Annotated in this window: 11 protein-coding genes; 7 read left to right on the top strand and 4 right to left on the bottom strand. The window is 59.1% G+C overall.

Going from position 1 to position 12891, the window contains the following annotated elements; all coding sequences use genetic code 11:
* Positions 1-176 precede the first annotated feature (176 nt).
* A complete protein-coding gene (locus HMPREF3053_RS04570; RefSeq protein WP_070549664.1) occupies positions 177-1706 on the top strand; it encodes an HNH endonuclease signature motif containing protein in 1530 nt (509 codons plus the stop codon).
* Between the two features lie 68 nt (positions 1707-1774).
* Complete coding sequence (locus HMPREF3053_RS04565) at positions 1775-2791, top strand: 3-isopropylmalate dehydrogenase (RefSeq protein WP_088611968.1); 1017 nt, start codon at positions 1775-1777, stop codon at positions 2789-2791.
* Between the two features lie 27 nt (positions 2792-2818).
* Here HMPREF3053_RS04565 and HMPREF3053_RS04560 read toward each other — a convergent pair whose 3' ends face one another.
* Entirely contained in the window at positions 2819-3472 is a 654-nt protein-coding gene (locus HMPREF3053_RS04560) for a mycothiol transferase (RefSeq protein ID WP_070549663.1), read from the bottom strand.
* 61 nt (positions 3473-3533) lie between these two features.
* Here HMPREF3053_RS04560 and HMPREF3053_RS04555 point away from each other — a divergent pair, with 61 nt between their 5' ends.
* From HMPREF3053_RS04555 to HMPREF3053_RS04545, 3 genes are all read left to right on the top strand, one after another.
* Positions 3534-5408: a DUF294 nucleotidyltransferase-like domain-containing protein gene (locus tag HMPREF3053_RS04555; RefSeq protein ID WP_070767358.1), complete on the top strand. Its 1875-nt coding sequence runs from the start codon at positions 3534-3536 to the stop codon at positions 5406-5408.
* Between the two features lie 7 nt (positions 5409-5415).
* Positions 5416-6003, top strand: coding sequence for a 3'-5' exonuclease (locus HMPREF3053_RS04550; protein ID WP_048735364.1), 588 nt, complete (start codon positions 5416-5418; stop codon positions 6001-6003).
* 65 nt (positions 6004-6068) lie between these two features.
* On the top strand, positions 6069-6857 hold the full coding sequence (locus HMPREF3053_RS04545) for a fumarylacetoacetate hydrolase family protein (RefSeq protein ID WP_049172137.1): 789 nt from the start codon (positions 6069-6071) through the stop codon (positions 6855-6857).
* Between the two features lie 40 nt (positions 6858-6897).
* Here the strand turns inward: HMPREF3053_RS04545 and HMPREF3053_RS04540 are convergent, their stop codons facing one another.
* A complete protein-coding gene (locus HMPREF3053_RS04540) occupies positions 6898-8130 on the bottom strand; it encodes an isochorismate synthase (RefSeq protein WP_016422507.1) in 1233 nt (410 codons plus the stop codon).
* A 56-nt stretch (positions 8131-8186) separates the two neighbouring features.
* Positions 8187-8909: an SDR family oxidoreductase gene (locus tag HMPREF3053_RS04535; protein ID WP_049190148.1), complete on the bottom strand. Its 723-nt coding sequence runs from the start codon at positions 8907-8909 to the stop codon at positions 8187-8189.
* Between HMPREF3053_RS04535 and HMPREF3053_RS04530 the strand changes: the two genes are divergently transcribed.
* Both HMPREF3053_RS04530 and gltX read left to right on the top strand, forming a co-directional pair.
* On the top strand, positions 8908-9621 hold the full coding sequence (locus HMPREF3053_RS04530; protein ID WP_246819375.1) for a TIM barrel protein: 714 nt from the start codon (positions 8908-8910) through the stop codon (positions 9619-9621). The genes HMPREF3053_RS04535 and HMPREF3053_RS04530 overlap by 2 nt on opposite strands.
* 56 nt (positions 9622-9677) lie before the next feature.
* Positions 9678-11165: a glutamate--tRNA ligase gene (gltX, locus tag HMPREF3053_RS04525; protein ID WP_070767356.1), complete on the top strand. Its 1488-nt coding sequence runs from the start codon at positions 9678-9680 to the stop codon at positions 11163-11165.
* On the opposite strand, the gene HMPREF3053_RS04520 is transcribed toward gltX, so the two are convergent.
* Positions 11149-12561 carry a hypothetical protein gene (locus HMPREF3053_RS04520; RefSeq protein WP_224433166.1) on the bottom strand — a complete coding sequence of 471 codons (1413 nt, stop codon included), beginning with the start codon at positions 12559-12561 and terminating at the stop codon, positions 11149-11151. The two genes, gltX and HMPREF3053_RS04520, sit on opposite strands and share 17 nt — an antisense overlap.
* Positions 12562-12891: the final 330 nt, after the last annotated feature.

Raw genomic sequence — 12891 nt, 5'->3', positions numbered from 1 at the left:
GACGAAGTTTGCGTCGTAGGGCGGGATTTTCTTTCGGCTTTAGTTCGAAATAGTGTTCGAATAATGTGGAGATTTTTGGGGTGCGCAGCGGTTTGAATCCGGGGTGGGGGATATGGTGTGGGCGAATTGATAAAGAACTGTTCGTTAGGGGACCTCGTTAGGGAGGGGACAGTGCAATGTCAGAGTTGGAATCGTGTGGGGAATTTCGGTTCAGCCATGAGGTGAGGGCTCATTCGCTCGCTGAAGTGATGCGCGAGATTAATCGTCTGCAGATGGTTATCGCTCAGCGGGTCGCACCACCAGATGATGGCGATGTCGAAGCTCATTTGGCTTATTGGTCGGTGGTGCTTGGAATCTCACGCGCCGAAGTGAACAAATATATGGAAATTGGCTACATGCTTGGACGTATGCCGCAACTAGCGGAAATGTGTCAGGAGCGCGGGCATTTGTCGATGAGGCATTTAGCAATGCTTGGTAAGCATACCCGGCCTGTGGCTGATGACAAGGTTGACGCGGTGGAGTCGGGTCTCGTGGACGTCGTTAAGCCTAGGCGCGACGGGGAGGCGCTCCGTGGCGTGCGTGCGATGGCAACGCGGGTGCAGCGAGTGATTGGTGAGTGTGCTCCGGAAGTGCGGCCACGTGATGTGGATGTCGCTGGGTTGCAGGCTGATAGGGTCCTGGCCCGGAATGTGGAGGCGACCGTAGGTGCTGCAATTGATGCGGCGGCATACCAGGTCGAGGCGGATGGAGAGTCGGCGGATAATCCCGCGGAGTCGGAGGAGGTACGGGAGGTTCAAGCTGCGGCTCTCGACTACTTTGGCGATCGTATGACGGCTAAGGAGTTTGTCGCAGTTGATGAACATGGTGACGCTGGAGTTACGACACTGACTACTGTCCTCGAGCGGCATCATGCAGTGGAAGCCCTTGCAATTATCGACGCAGTGGCTAAGAAGATGAAAGTGAGTCGCGCGGCAGCTTTCATGCATGCGTTACGCGGTACTTGTGAGGTGGAGGTGAATCTGGAACTCTTCCGAGTGCTCTCTCCCGGGGAGGATGGCGAACCGGAAAACACTCCAGTGTGGCTCGCTGGGGCTGGTTGGCTTTCTTCGCTGGTGGCCGAGTCTTGGCTGAAGCGGGTATCGACATTGCGGGTGCTGGGGGATAGTGCGGTTGAGGGGTATCGGCCCTCCGAGTCTCAGCGTGCATTCGTGCGTGCCCGTGACGGTGTGTGTAGTTTTCCTGGATGCGATGTCCCCGCGGAAAAGTGCGATATCGACCATATTGTGGAATTTGATCACAGCCTTTCCGGTGGTGAGCGGCAAAAGGAAGGGGTCACGCACACAGATAATCTCCATTGTCTCTGTCGAAGGCACCACAACCTCAAAACTGCCGGTATGTGGCGAGTTGTTCGAGGTGATGATGGGATCGAAGCTTGGACGTTCCTCTCTTGTGATGAAGGGCCGTTTGCGCAGTCGGAAAAAGAGCACACTGGGCATGGTCGTTACACCTTTGCCTCGCAGACTGAAAAGAAGACCGCTGCGCTGGCTGAGCACAATGAGAAACGTCGCAAATTGCATGACAATCTCCGCGGCCTAGTGGATAAGGTGCGGCGGGATATGGAAAAGGAGAGAGCAGTAGGCGGGGTGGATTGTGAAAACGATGGAGATGGTAAAAATCGCGCAGACAGTGACGGGGGTGAGCGCTAGGTTCTGCTACACTCATTTGTGTCCATATAGTGAGAAGGGTATCTCAAAAAATGACTGAGGCAGGAAAGCTGAAGATCGCCGTCATCCCGGGTGATGGCATCGGCACGGAAGTTACGGCAGAGGCACTGAAGGTGCTCAAGGCTGCTATCGGCGAGTTCGACACCACCGAGTACGACCTCGGCTCGCGTCGCTACTTGCGCAATGGCGAACTGCTTACCGACGCCGATCTCGACTCCCTGCGTGAGCACGACGCTATTCTGCTCGGTGCTATCGGTGACCCGGCGAACGTTCCTCCGGGTGTTCTCGAGCGCGGCCTGTTGCTGAAGATGCGCTTCGCGCTGGATCACCACGTCAACCTGCGTCCTTCCAAGCTCTTCCCGGGTGTCGAGTCACCGCTGAAGAACCCGGGCGAAATTGATTTCGTGGTCGTCCGCGAGGGAACCGAAGGTGCTTACACCGGTAACGGCGGTGCGATTCGCGTCGGCACGCCACACGAGGTTGCCAACGAGACCTCCGTCAATACCCGCTTCGGTGCTGAGCGCGTTGTTCGCTACGCCTTCGAGCTGGCTATGACCCGTCGTAAGAAGCTGACCCTTGTCCACAAGACCAATGTGTTGGTGCACGGTGGCGGTATGTGGCAGCGCACGGTCGATGAGGTCGCTAAGGAATACCCAGAGGTAGATGTCGATTACTCGCACATCGACGCTGCGACGATCTACCTCGTCACTAATCCTTCGCGTTTCGACGTCATCGTCACCGACAACCTCTTCGGCGACATCATTACTGATGAGGCTGGTGCAGTGTCGGGCGGTATCGGCCTGGCGGCGTCCGGCAACATTGACGCCTCTAATACCAACCCGTCCATGTTTGAGCCCGTTCACGGCTCCGCTCCCGACATTGCTGGCAAGGGGATCGCTGACCCGACCGCAGCCATTCTGTCGGGTGCCATGATGCTGCGCCACCTGGGTCGTGAGGAAGACGCTCAGCGCATCGAGGCTGCTGTGGAAGCTGACATGGCTACTCGCGGTAGTGGCCCGATTAAGACCACTGAAGTTGGCGACCGCATTGCTGCTGCTTTGAAGTAGCGCAGTAAAAAATAGGGAGGGAGAGGGCTAGGCAATCACAGTTTTGCCATCGACGGTAGTGATGTGAGTCTTACCGTCGGCGGTGTGCTCGATGAAGTCCGACGCATGTCCGACCTGGCGAAGTACATCGATGATGGTGTCAAGGGGGTATGGGGATGAGCTTCCTGCGCCGTTATCGGAATCATCCCCTCCCAGTCCTGCCACTAGCGCATCCCTCGTAATCTCCGCATGTCCCAGGTGCTGAGCCGCCTCGTGGAAGACATGCACAATCACGCCTTCGATGCTGCCGCACCACCAACGGTCCTTATCGGTAGGAATAACAGCAGGAGCACCAGCGCGGTCCACGCCTTGCAACTCCACCAGCGCGGATTCAATGGCCGCGCGGTCACGGTGGTAAATCTCCAGCCCTTCCGAAACACTGCAATGAGCAGAAAACTCCCCATCGCGATCACGGACATAATCACGCCCAAGGCAGACGCGCTCGAGCCAGTACCTCGCGGATCCGGTCACATGTCGTAACAGCACGGCCAGGGAGTTAATGGCTGGGATGGGGAGGGTTGCATTGAAGGCGTCGTCGTCAAGCGTGGCGACGAGTGCCGCGAGCTTGTCCATCCTGCCGAGGATGTGGGCGTCGAGCGGCCATTCGGAATTTGTTGAAGCGCTGTGTGTGGAATTGGTCATAAGGTCGAGTATTCCCGCAAATCAGTCCTATTGGGAGCAAAAATAGGGGATAATTGACCCCATGACCGTCGAGCTTGCGGAAATCGCAGACTTCCTCAGCCATACTCGCCCCTTTTCGGACCTCAACGATGAAGAGCGCGCGACTATCCCACCGCTTTTGACCATGCGCTATGCCCGTCGTGGAACGGAGATTATCCGGGCGGGTGCGGATAACAACAGCTGTTTCATTATTCGCTCCGGCATGGTGGATCTCTTTGACCCAGCTGGCACGCTGTTGGACAGGCGAGATGTGGGAGATCATTTCGGCTATTCGACGCTGCTGAGCAGTGACCCTTCGCTATACACGATGACGGCAGTGGAGGACTGCGTATTCCTAGTGATCTCCAAGGAGGTTTTTGACCAGCTCAATGAGCAGTTCGTAGAGGTCCGGCGCTATTACGGCGGTGAGAACGCGCGCATTCGCGCAGTGGCATCGAAGCTGCGGAGTACTGCGGCATCGGAGTCATTGCGCACACGGGTTGCGGATCTGATGGAAACATCGCTGGTGACCTGCAGTGCTGATGCGACAGTACAAGAGGCGGCGCAGATTATGACGGAGCGGAATGTCTCCAGTTTGCTCGTAATGGAGTCTGCAGGCGCCAACCAGAGCCCGCTCGTCGGCATCATCACTGACCGTGACCTCCGTCGTCGAGTGCTGGCAGAGGCGAAGCCCGCGGCGACGCTTGTAAGCGAAGTGATGACCGGGAACCCGGAAACCATCAGTCCCGACCTGCTGGTTTTTGAGGCCATGCTGCTGATGGCTGAGCGCGGTTACCATCATCTGCCGGTGCACGACGGGACGAGAGTGGTCGGCATGATTGTCATTGGTGACCTGCTGCGCAGTCTGCACACCGATCCCGTGTACGCGACGGCGACGCTGGCGCGGAAGAGCGATATCTCGGAGATTGCGGAGATTGCTCAGAACGCGCGGCGGATTGTCGGCCGGTTTATTGACCGAGGTGATTCGGGGGAGGAGGTCGCCAAGCTGCTGACTGCCGTGGCCGATGCTGTCACCCGACGCCTGGTTGCGCTGGCGGAGGAAAAGCTTGGGCCGCCACCAGTCAGCTACGCCTTTGCGGTACTGGGTTCGCATGGGCGCGGGGAGATGGGGCTCGCGTCCGATCAGGACAATGCGCTTGTTCTCGCCGACGACTACGACGCCGACGCTCATGCTGACTATTTCGCCGCGCTTAGCGACGAGATTTGCACCAACCTCGACCGAGTCGGTTATCCGCTCTGTCCAGGGGACATGATGGCCAGCAATCCTGCGTGGAGGATGACCAAGTCGCAGTGGCTGCGCACGTTCCACGGGTGGATTACCGCACCGGAGGCGGAGGCGCTGTTACATGCACAGACCTTCTTCGACATGCGAGCGGTAGCGGGCGATGTGCAACTGGTAGAGGAATTGCGCGCGGCCTACCTACCGCTGGCCCAGGGGTCGCAGCGCCTGCACGCGCACTTGGCCAAGCTCTCGGCCTGGCGGGAGCCGCCGCTCGGCTTCTTCCGTGGCCTGGTGCTGGAGAAGGGCGGCGAGTACGCAGAGACCCTGGACATCAAGAAGGGGGGAACTGCTGCTGTGGTGCAGATGGCGCGCCTATTTACTGTGGCGGCCGGGCTGCCGCAGCTGTCCACGCGTGAACGCTTGGCGGCGAGTGCGGGTGCCGGAAGCGTGAGCCGTCAGGGTGCGCAGGATCTGGCGGATGCGTTCGAGTTCCTGTGCACGGTGCAGCTTCATCACCAGCAGGCCCAGTTCAACGCTGGCGAGCAGCCGAATAACCACATCTACCCGAAGCGTCTCTCCAGCCTGGAACGCGAGCACCTGCGCGATGCGTTTGGTGTTATCCGCAAGTTGCAGCAGAGCCTCGGGGCGAAGTATCCCATCCGGGCGATGTCGTGAGCGCGCAATGTTGAAGTTTTTCAAACCCCGCAAGAAACTCTTGGACGCACCTATCCGCGACAATGCTTGGCTCGCGGTCGATGTGGAAACCACCGGTCTGGATCCCTCCAAAGATCAGTTGCTTTCCATCGGTTGGGTTGCCGTCGAAGGCCGCGACATCGTGCTGGAAGAGTCGGGTCACCTTCTCATTCGCCCAGAGCGCGAGGAGGTGAGCGTCGGCGAGTCGGCGACGGTGCATGGGCTTACCGACGACATGGTCGCAACCGGGGTAGAGGCAGAGGTGGCCGTCGGCAAGCTGTTAGAAGCTCTACGGGGACGGAAGCTGCTGGCGCACTACGCGCGGATGGAAGTTGGTTTCCTAGATCCGTTGTGCCGGAAGTACTTCGATGCGCGTTTTGATGTGCCGGTGGCGGACACTATGACACGTGAGTACGACGCGATTCTGCGGGCCAACCGTGAGCCGGTCCGTGATGAGCTGCGGTTGTGGTCACTGTGCGACAAGTACGGCATTCCCCGTTTTAAGGCCCATCACGCGTTCAACGATGCGCTGGCCTGTGCGCTGGTGTGGCTTGCGCAGGAATCCCGCGGAGTTTAGAGCGCAGAGTATAGAGAGTGGGGGTCGTTGCATAATTATCGCAATGTGACGTGTACCCTATTTTTATGCGTATTGCTCGAATCGCCCACCCAGAGGGCATGTGCTTCGCGCTCGTTGAGGGCGAAGGCAGTGAAGTTACTTTGCACGAAATCGAAGGGCACCCTTTCGGTCAGCTGAATAAGACTGGCCGTTCCTGGCCGCTTGCCGACGTACGTCTGCTCGCCCCAATGCTGCCGTCGAAGGTCATCGCTATTGGTCGTAACTACGCTGACCACGTCGCCGAGGTGTTCAAGAAGTCGGCAGAATCGCTGCCGCCGACGATGTTCATTAAGCCGCCGACGGCCGTCATTGGCCCGGAAGCGCCGATTCGCATTCCGGATTTCGCCACCAACGTCGAGTTTGAGGGCGAGCTGGCACTGGTTATTGGTAAGCCGTGCAAGAACGTCAAGAAGGAAAACGCTCACGATGTGATCTTCGGATACACCATCGTCAATGATGTTTCTTCCCGTGACCTGCAGTTTGCCGATGGTCAGTGGGCGCGCGCAAAGGGCATCGATACCTTCTGCCCGCTTGGTCCGTGGATCCAGACGGAGCTGGACTACAACGAGCTGCCGATCAAGGCGCACCTGACTCACGAGGGTGTTACCGAGACCAAGCAGGATTCCAACTCCAACCAGATGATTATGTCCATCCCGGAGATTATCGAGTTCATCACTGCCTCGATTACGCTGCTGCCGGGTGATGTCATCTGCACCGGCTCCCCGGCCGGTACCGCTGCGATGTTCCCGGGTGACCGCATCGAGATTGAGATCCCGGGTATCGGCAAGCTGGCCAACCCTGTGGAGCGGGCTTAAGCTGCCAGGGCTTAAGCTGCTAGGGCCTATGCGCCCTGGCTTAAGCGCCCTTAACTCCAAAAGCGCGGAGTACAGTGCCCATCTTGGCGCTGGTCTCCGTGACTTCTTCTTCTGGGTCGGAGTGCGACACAATGCCGCCTCCGGCCCATAGTCGTGCCACGGACCCCTCAGTGTCGATTTCGGCACAGCGAATGGAGACCACGAACTCACCGTCGCCATTCTCATCGCACCAGCCGACAGCGCCCGAGTAGAAGCCGCGGTTGGTCTCTACGGCCTGAATAACGCCGAAGGCGGATTCCGTCGGCGTGCCACAAATGGCTGGTGTCGGGTGCACCACCAGCGCCAAATCCAGCGCGGACAGCGACGGATCCTTCAACCGACCGCGGATATGCGTGGCCAAGTGCCACATCTCGGCGGTGCTCATCAGCTCGGGGCTGTCCGGAACATCCAGCGAACTGCACAGTGGCGCCAAGTTGTCGGCGATGTCGTCGACGACGAAGGCATGCTCGTCTAGGTTCTTGCGCGAGTCCGCTAAACGACGGGCCGACGCCCGGTCCACCTCTTCATTCCGGGACCTCGGCAGCGACCCGGCCAAGGGAAACGCCTCAACGATGTCGCCCGTACGGCGGACCAGCATCTCCGGGGAGGAACCGATGAGCAACTTGCCCTCATAATCGGAACCGGCGGGGGAGAGATCCACGACAAAGCCATCGCGGTTGGGGGATCCGTCGATCAGCCGCGATGCGAGTAGGAGCGGGTCAATCGGGGGATCGATTTCGAGTTCCACGGCGCGCGCGAGCACGACCTTTTCCAGCGCCGAGTACTCGATTGTGCGGATGGCTGCGGCGATGCGCTCAGCGTGCTCGTCGAGCGGGGGATCGTAAGCGACGATGTTGGCGTGGGGCTTCGGTGCGTTCCAACGGTAGTGCGCGGGTGGCTCCAGCGGCTGCGAGGAGCGGATGACTTCCCGGGGAACGGTCAGGGCGGCGGGCTTGTCCAAGTCGAAGGGCAATGCGCCGACTACCATCTTGTGAATGCCCGAGTGCAGTCCCTCGGCCGCGAGCCAGGGGTCGGAAAGCTGCTCTTCAATACCTTGCGTGCGGATGGAGCCGTGTGCCCGGGAGAGCAAAAAGTCCGGAGCGGTGGTCGGGCGGGACGTATCCCAGCGCGTCGAACGCTTCGGAGTCGCTGCAGGGTCGTTCGACGGGTGAGAATTCTCCTGCTTCTCTTCTTCGTTTCCGCCGCCCAGAGAGGGGTGGTTTTCCATGGACATAGCCCTAACCCGCCTCCTCAATCTAAACCCAGTTGTGCTCCAGTTTAAGGGGCAGGCTAACCCCTACCCAAAAAGGGCATACCCGCAGCGGTAATCGTCAGCTGATCGATGACTGCACTCGCCGGCAGATTCGCGGCGTAGAGGAAGGTCTCCGCAGCCTGCGTGGCATCGAACATTGGCTCGCTGCCTGTGAACGTCCCCAATAGGTCAGTCTGCGCATTGCCAATGTCAATGCGCGTTGCCGTAATGCCATACTCGCGTCCGTCCAGGGCAAGCACATGGGTCATTCCGGCAAGCGCGCTTTTCGACGTCGCGTACGCCGCCGTATGGGCTCTCGGTACCTGCGCCGCGATAGAACAGTTGACCAGGATTCGGCCGCCTGCTTGGTCCGCCTTCCCATCACGCCCCGCTTTCATCCGCGCGAACGCCTCGCGTGCGCATAGGTACGAGCCGACCACATTCGTATCGATGACCGCCCGGAAGTCCTCAATGTCGGTCTCTCCGAACTCTGCGGGCGTGCCGGGCAGCCCCGCATTGAGCACCGCAACATCAATGGTTCCCGTAGCTACCTGCGCGTCCTCAAACATCGCACGGACCTGCTCGGGGTCGGTGATGTCACACCTGGAGAAGGTGATGTTGTCCGCTTCGGCGGCAACGGCCTCGAGCGCGTCGATACGCCTGCCGCAGATATGCACGTGCCAGCCATCGGAGGCGAAAGCCAGAGCAATTTCGCGACCAATGCCCGCGCCGCCACCAGTTACTACTACCGTTTTGGTCATGAGCACTATTATTAACTGTTCTACGGTCTACGCACACATGTCCCCGCACGACGCCGTCAACGCCGCGCGTGACGACGGCTACGCGGCCGTGGAATTCTGGTGGCCTTTTGACCTCGCAGTGCCCGCACCCGATGAGGTTTCCGCTTTTTGTGACCTCTTTGACGACAGCCTCGGTCTTTATGCCATGAATCTGTGGGGAGGGGACATGGCAGCGGGGCAGCGAGGAGTGCTCGATACAGACGGGCTGCCCGCGGGGCACCTGGAAGCAGTGAGCCAGATTGCGCGGGCCACTGGGCTGAAATGCTCGAACGTGTTGCTGGGGCGCTCGGGGGAGCTGACCGATTTGCAGGTGCAAAGACTGACTGAGATTACTGCCCAGCTGGAGCTCAGTGGGGTTCGCGCGTTGATTGAGCCACTGTCCGGGATGAGTGATTATCCCATTACAGATCCGTGGCAAGCCGAGGAGTTAGCTCAACAGACTGGTGCTGGTGTGCTCGCGGACTTTTACCATTTTGCAGCTAATGGCGTCGACGTGGATGCTTGGCTCACTGAGGTGGAGACTGGAAGAGTGAGCCTGCCGGCGCACGTCCAGATTGCCGATTTCCCAGGCCGCGGCGCGCCGGGCACCGGTGAGGCACCACTGCGCAGCTGGGTTGAGCGGCTGCGCGCCGCCGGATACGCCGGCGAAGTGGCCGGGGAGTGGGCTCTGTAACCCTATGCAAACCCTATGCATGCCTGCAGGTGGGAGGGCGGGTATCGTGGGAAAGCATGTCAGATGTTCGCGTACGCTTTTGCCCGTCGCCAACCGGTACCCCGCACGTTGGCCTCATCCGCACCGCCCTGTTCAACTGGGCATATGCCCGTCACACTGGTGGCAAGCTGGTCTTCCGCATCGAAGATACCGATGCCGCTCGCGACTCCGAAGAGTCTTATCAGGCAATCATCGAGGCCCTGAATTGGCTCGGTATTGACTGGGACGAGGGCATCGATGTCGGCGGTCCGCACGGTCCGTACCGCCAGTCGCAGCGCAAGGACATCTACGCCGATGTATTGCAGCGCCTCATTGACGCCGGTGAAGCGTACGAGGCCTTTTCCACCGCTGAAGAGGTTGAGGAGCGCCACAAGGCCGCCGGCCGTGACCCGAAGCTGGGCTACGACAACTATGACCGCAACCTCACCGAGGAGCAGAAGGAAGCCTTCCGTGCAGAGGGGCGCAATCCGGTGATTCGCCTGCGTATGCCGGACGAGGACATTGTCTTCGATGACCTCGTTCGCGGTCGTATCGAGTTCAAGGCCGGCCTGGTTCCGGACTTCGTTATTGCCCGCTCCAACGGTGAACCGCTCTACACCCTGGTTAACCCGGTTGATGACGCTCTGATGGAGATCACTCACGTCCTGCGTGGTGAGGATCTGCTGCCATCGACCCCGCGCCAGATCGCTCTCTACGAGTCGCTGAAGCGCATCGGTGTCGCCAAGTTCACCCCGGAGTTCGGTCACCTGCCGTTCGTTATGGGCGAGGGTAATAAGAAGCTGTCCAAGCGTGACCCGCAGTCCAATCTCTTCATCCACCGCGATAACGGTTTCATCCGCGAGGGTCTGCTGAACTACCTGGCACTGCTGGGGTGGTCTATGGACGGCGACCAGGACATCTTCACGATGGACGAGATGGTTAAGGCCTTCGATATCCACGATGTGCTGTCCAACCCGGCTCGCTTCGATCAGAAGAAGGCCGACGCTATCAACGCGGACCACATCCGCATGCTCGATCCGAAGGACTTCGAGCAGCGTCTGCGCACGTACCTGGAAAGCCACTTTGACTTCCCGGCCGACTACCCGGCGGATAAGTTCGCTTTCCTGGCAACGCTGCTGCAGACCCGTGTGAAGACGCTTTCCGACGCCTGGGACCTCTCGAAGTTCCTGGTTGTGGAAGAGGACGAGTTCACCTTCGATGAGCGCTCGGCACGCCGTAACTTCAAGGAAGACGCTGTTGCTGTCCTGGAGGCCACCATTGCAGCTGTGGAGCCGCTCAGCGAAGAGGACTTCATCACCGAGAAGCTCGAAGCTGCACTTCAGAAGGCCCTCATCGAGGACCTGGAGCTGAAGCCACGCAAGGCCTTCGGCCCGGTGCGCGTGGCTGTAACTGGTGCTCAGGTATCGCCGCCGCTGTTCGAGTCCATGGAGCTGCTTGGCCGCAGCCGCAGCCTGAGCCGACTGCGCAAGGCTCTCGAGGTCACTCCTTTTACTGCTGCTCAGTAAAGAGTGCGAGCTGGGCTGAGCGAAGCAGGTTCGTGTAAGAGCCCGCTTCCTTGCCCACCTTCTGCGGGTCGCGGTTCAGCATGTTCATGGAGGTTTCGCGGTAGTCCTTGACCAGCGACCCCATGTGGTTATTGAAGAACTCGTGCCAGTCGGTTCCCCAGTAGACCGTGCCGTCTTCGTTTTGCTTGAGCAGTGCGGCAAAGGCGTACACGAGTGGGTAGATGAACCCGTCCGGAATCGCGTAGCCGATGGGCTGGCGGTAGAACTTCGAGTACTTCTGTGGAGTTTTGCCAGTCCGCGGATTCTTCTTGTTGGCCTTGTCAACAGCATCAATGCCGCCGAATTTGCCGCCACTCTTGTTGTAGAGATCGGGTAGCTCCGCGTTGATGCGCTCGAAAATATCGATGAAGTCACGCGTGAGGTTCAAGGCACTGCGGACCTTCTCGTTGTAGAGAACGACCTCTTCGGTGCGCTCATTGATACTTTCAGTGCTGGGCTTAGTGACCTCTGGGGAACTCATGACATCCTCGAAGCGGTCAAGCAGCTTGGCCTTTCCGGAGTAGAGGCTGGTAGGGGTCGGTGCTTCAATCTGCTTGCCGTCGGCATCCTTCGGCAGGTCAATACAGGACAGTGGAATCCACGCCATAGCGATGACATCGCCCACCTTTAGTCGACCAGTATCGTTGGTGCGCCACTGCACGTTGTCGCTAATTCCCTGCGGCAGAGCATGCTTCAGATCGTCAAAGTAGCCGGCGCGATTGAGCTTTGCTTCCGCCTTGAGCTCCGCATTGTTGTTGCGGGCGGCACAGATATCGAGCAGAGCATCGGAGAAGTCCTGCACAGTGTCCTCGTCCCGAGCACCGGGCACGAGTACCTCTACCGGAACCTTGGCATCGAGCTCGGTGAGGCTTTCGTCGGCAAGCAATTCCTCGATTTCCTCGGAGCGCTCCATCCAGACCTCCTTCATTTCGGACCACGTCTTGATTTTGCGGCTAGGCGGTGGAGTGAGCTTGCCCAGGACGAACAGCGCAATAGCCAGCGAGTTGTGGCCGCCGTCGAGGATGCCTTCGATGCGACGGTTGCTGAAGGTGAAGCGGTAGAGATTGTCTTCACTGGTGAACTGAGTGGAGGCCAGGAGCACACCCTTGGACTTGTAGGCGAAGAGCTCCGGCGTGGTGTCGATGGTTTCCATGATGGCATCGGTGATGCGGCCGGTGCGGGACACGCGTGGGTTGGCATCGAGGTTGAGGCCCGAGATGATTTTCGCGAACTGACGGATAGTGACAGTGCCGATGACGCGGCCGATGGTGCCGTTCATTTGCTCCGTGATGTCGGAGAACTCCAGCTCGAGTGTGATGGGGGCGGTTGCTGTTGCCGTTGTTGTGGGGGAAGTCATGATGCTTGCCTTTCAGGGATGGTTTGTGGTGTGTGGCGGCTGTTTGCCAGCCGCTTCACCACGAAGTGTCTCCTGAAGGGCGGATCGACTTTGAGCTGCGATCGAATGGGCTTTCGATCTGGGATTGCGTTAGTTAGATGCACTGCATTGGTTATGCATTAGTTATGCGCTCTGCTGAGGTGGGCTGTGGGGAACTCGCGAATTTAAACGAACCTTTGACAACGAACCTTTGACCAGGTGATTTGCTCTTGTTCACGCCAATTGGCTATATTATTCCTCGTTGCGTTCAGCAGCGATGGCCTATGGTGTAATTGGCAACACAACGGTTTC

The organism is Corynebacterium sp. HMSC064E07 (assembly GCF_001815745.1).
GTDB lineage: Bacteria > Actinomycetota > Actinomycetes > Mycobacteriales > Mycobacteriaceae > Corynebacterium > Corynebacterium jeikeium_D.
The sequence above is the reverse complement of the archived record's forward strand: the minus strand, read 5'-3'. Positions and strand labels throughout refer to the sequence as shown.

What these genes read in the sequence shown, in the direction of transcription:
- HMPREF3053_RS04555 (WP_070767358.1), top strand. Translation starts at nt 3,534, where the DNA reads ATGACCGTCGAGCTTGCGGAAATCGCAGACTTCCTCAGCCATACTCGC.
- HMPREF3053_RS04550 (WP_048735364.1), top strand. Translation starts at nt 5,416, where the DNA reads ATGTTGAAGTTTTTCAAACCCCGCAAGAAACTCTTGGACGCACCTATC.
- HMPREF3053_RS04545 (WP_049172137.1), top strand. Translation starts at nt 6,069, where the DNA reads ATGCGTATTGCTCGAATCGCCCACCCAGAGGGCATGTGCTTCGCGCTC.
- HMPREF3053_RS04570 (WP_070549664.1), top strand. Translation starts at nt 177, where the DNA reads ATGTCAGAGTTGGAATCGTGTGGGGAATTTCGGTTCAGCCATGAGGTG.
- HMPREF3053_RS04520 (WP_224433166.1), bottom strand. Translation starts at nt 12,561, where the DNA reads ATGACTTCCCCCACAACAACGGCAACAGCAACCGCCCCCATCACACTC.
- HMPREF3053_RS04530 (WP_246819375.1), top strand. Translation starts at nt 8,908, where the DNA reads ATGAGCACTATTATTAACTGTTCTACGGTCTACGCACACATGTCCCCG.
- gltX (WP_070767356.1), top strand. Translation starts at nt 9,678, where the DNA reads ATGTCAGATGTTCGCGTACGCTTTTGCCCGTCGCCAACCGGTACCCCG.
- HMPREF3053_RS04560 (WP_070549663.1), bottom strand. Translation starts at nt 3,472, where the DNA reads ATGACCAATTCCACACACAGCGCTTCAACAAATTCCGAATGGCCGCTC.
- HMPREF3053_RS04540 (WP_016422507.1), bottom strand. Translation starts at nt 8,130, where the DNA reads ATGTCCATGGAAAACCACCCCTCTCTGGGCGGCGGAAACGAAGAAGAG.
- HMPREF3053_RS04535 (WP_049190148.1), bottom strand. Translation starts at nt 8,909, where the DNA reads ATGACCAAAACGGTAGTAGTAACTGGTGGCGGCGCGGGCATTGGTCGC.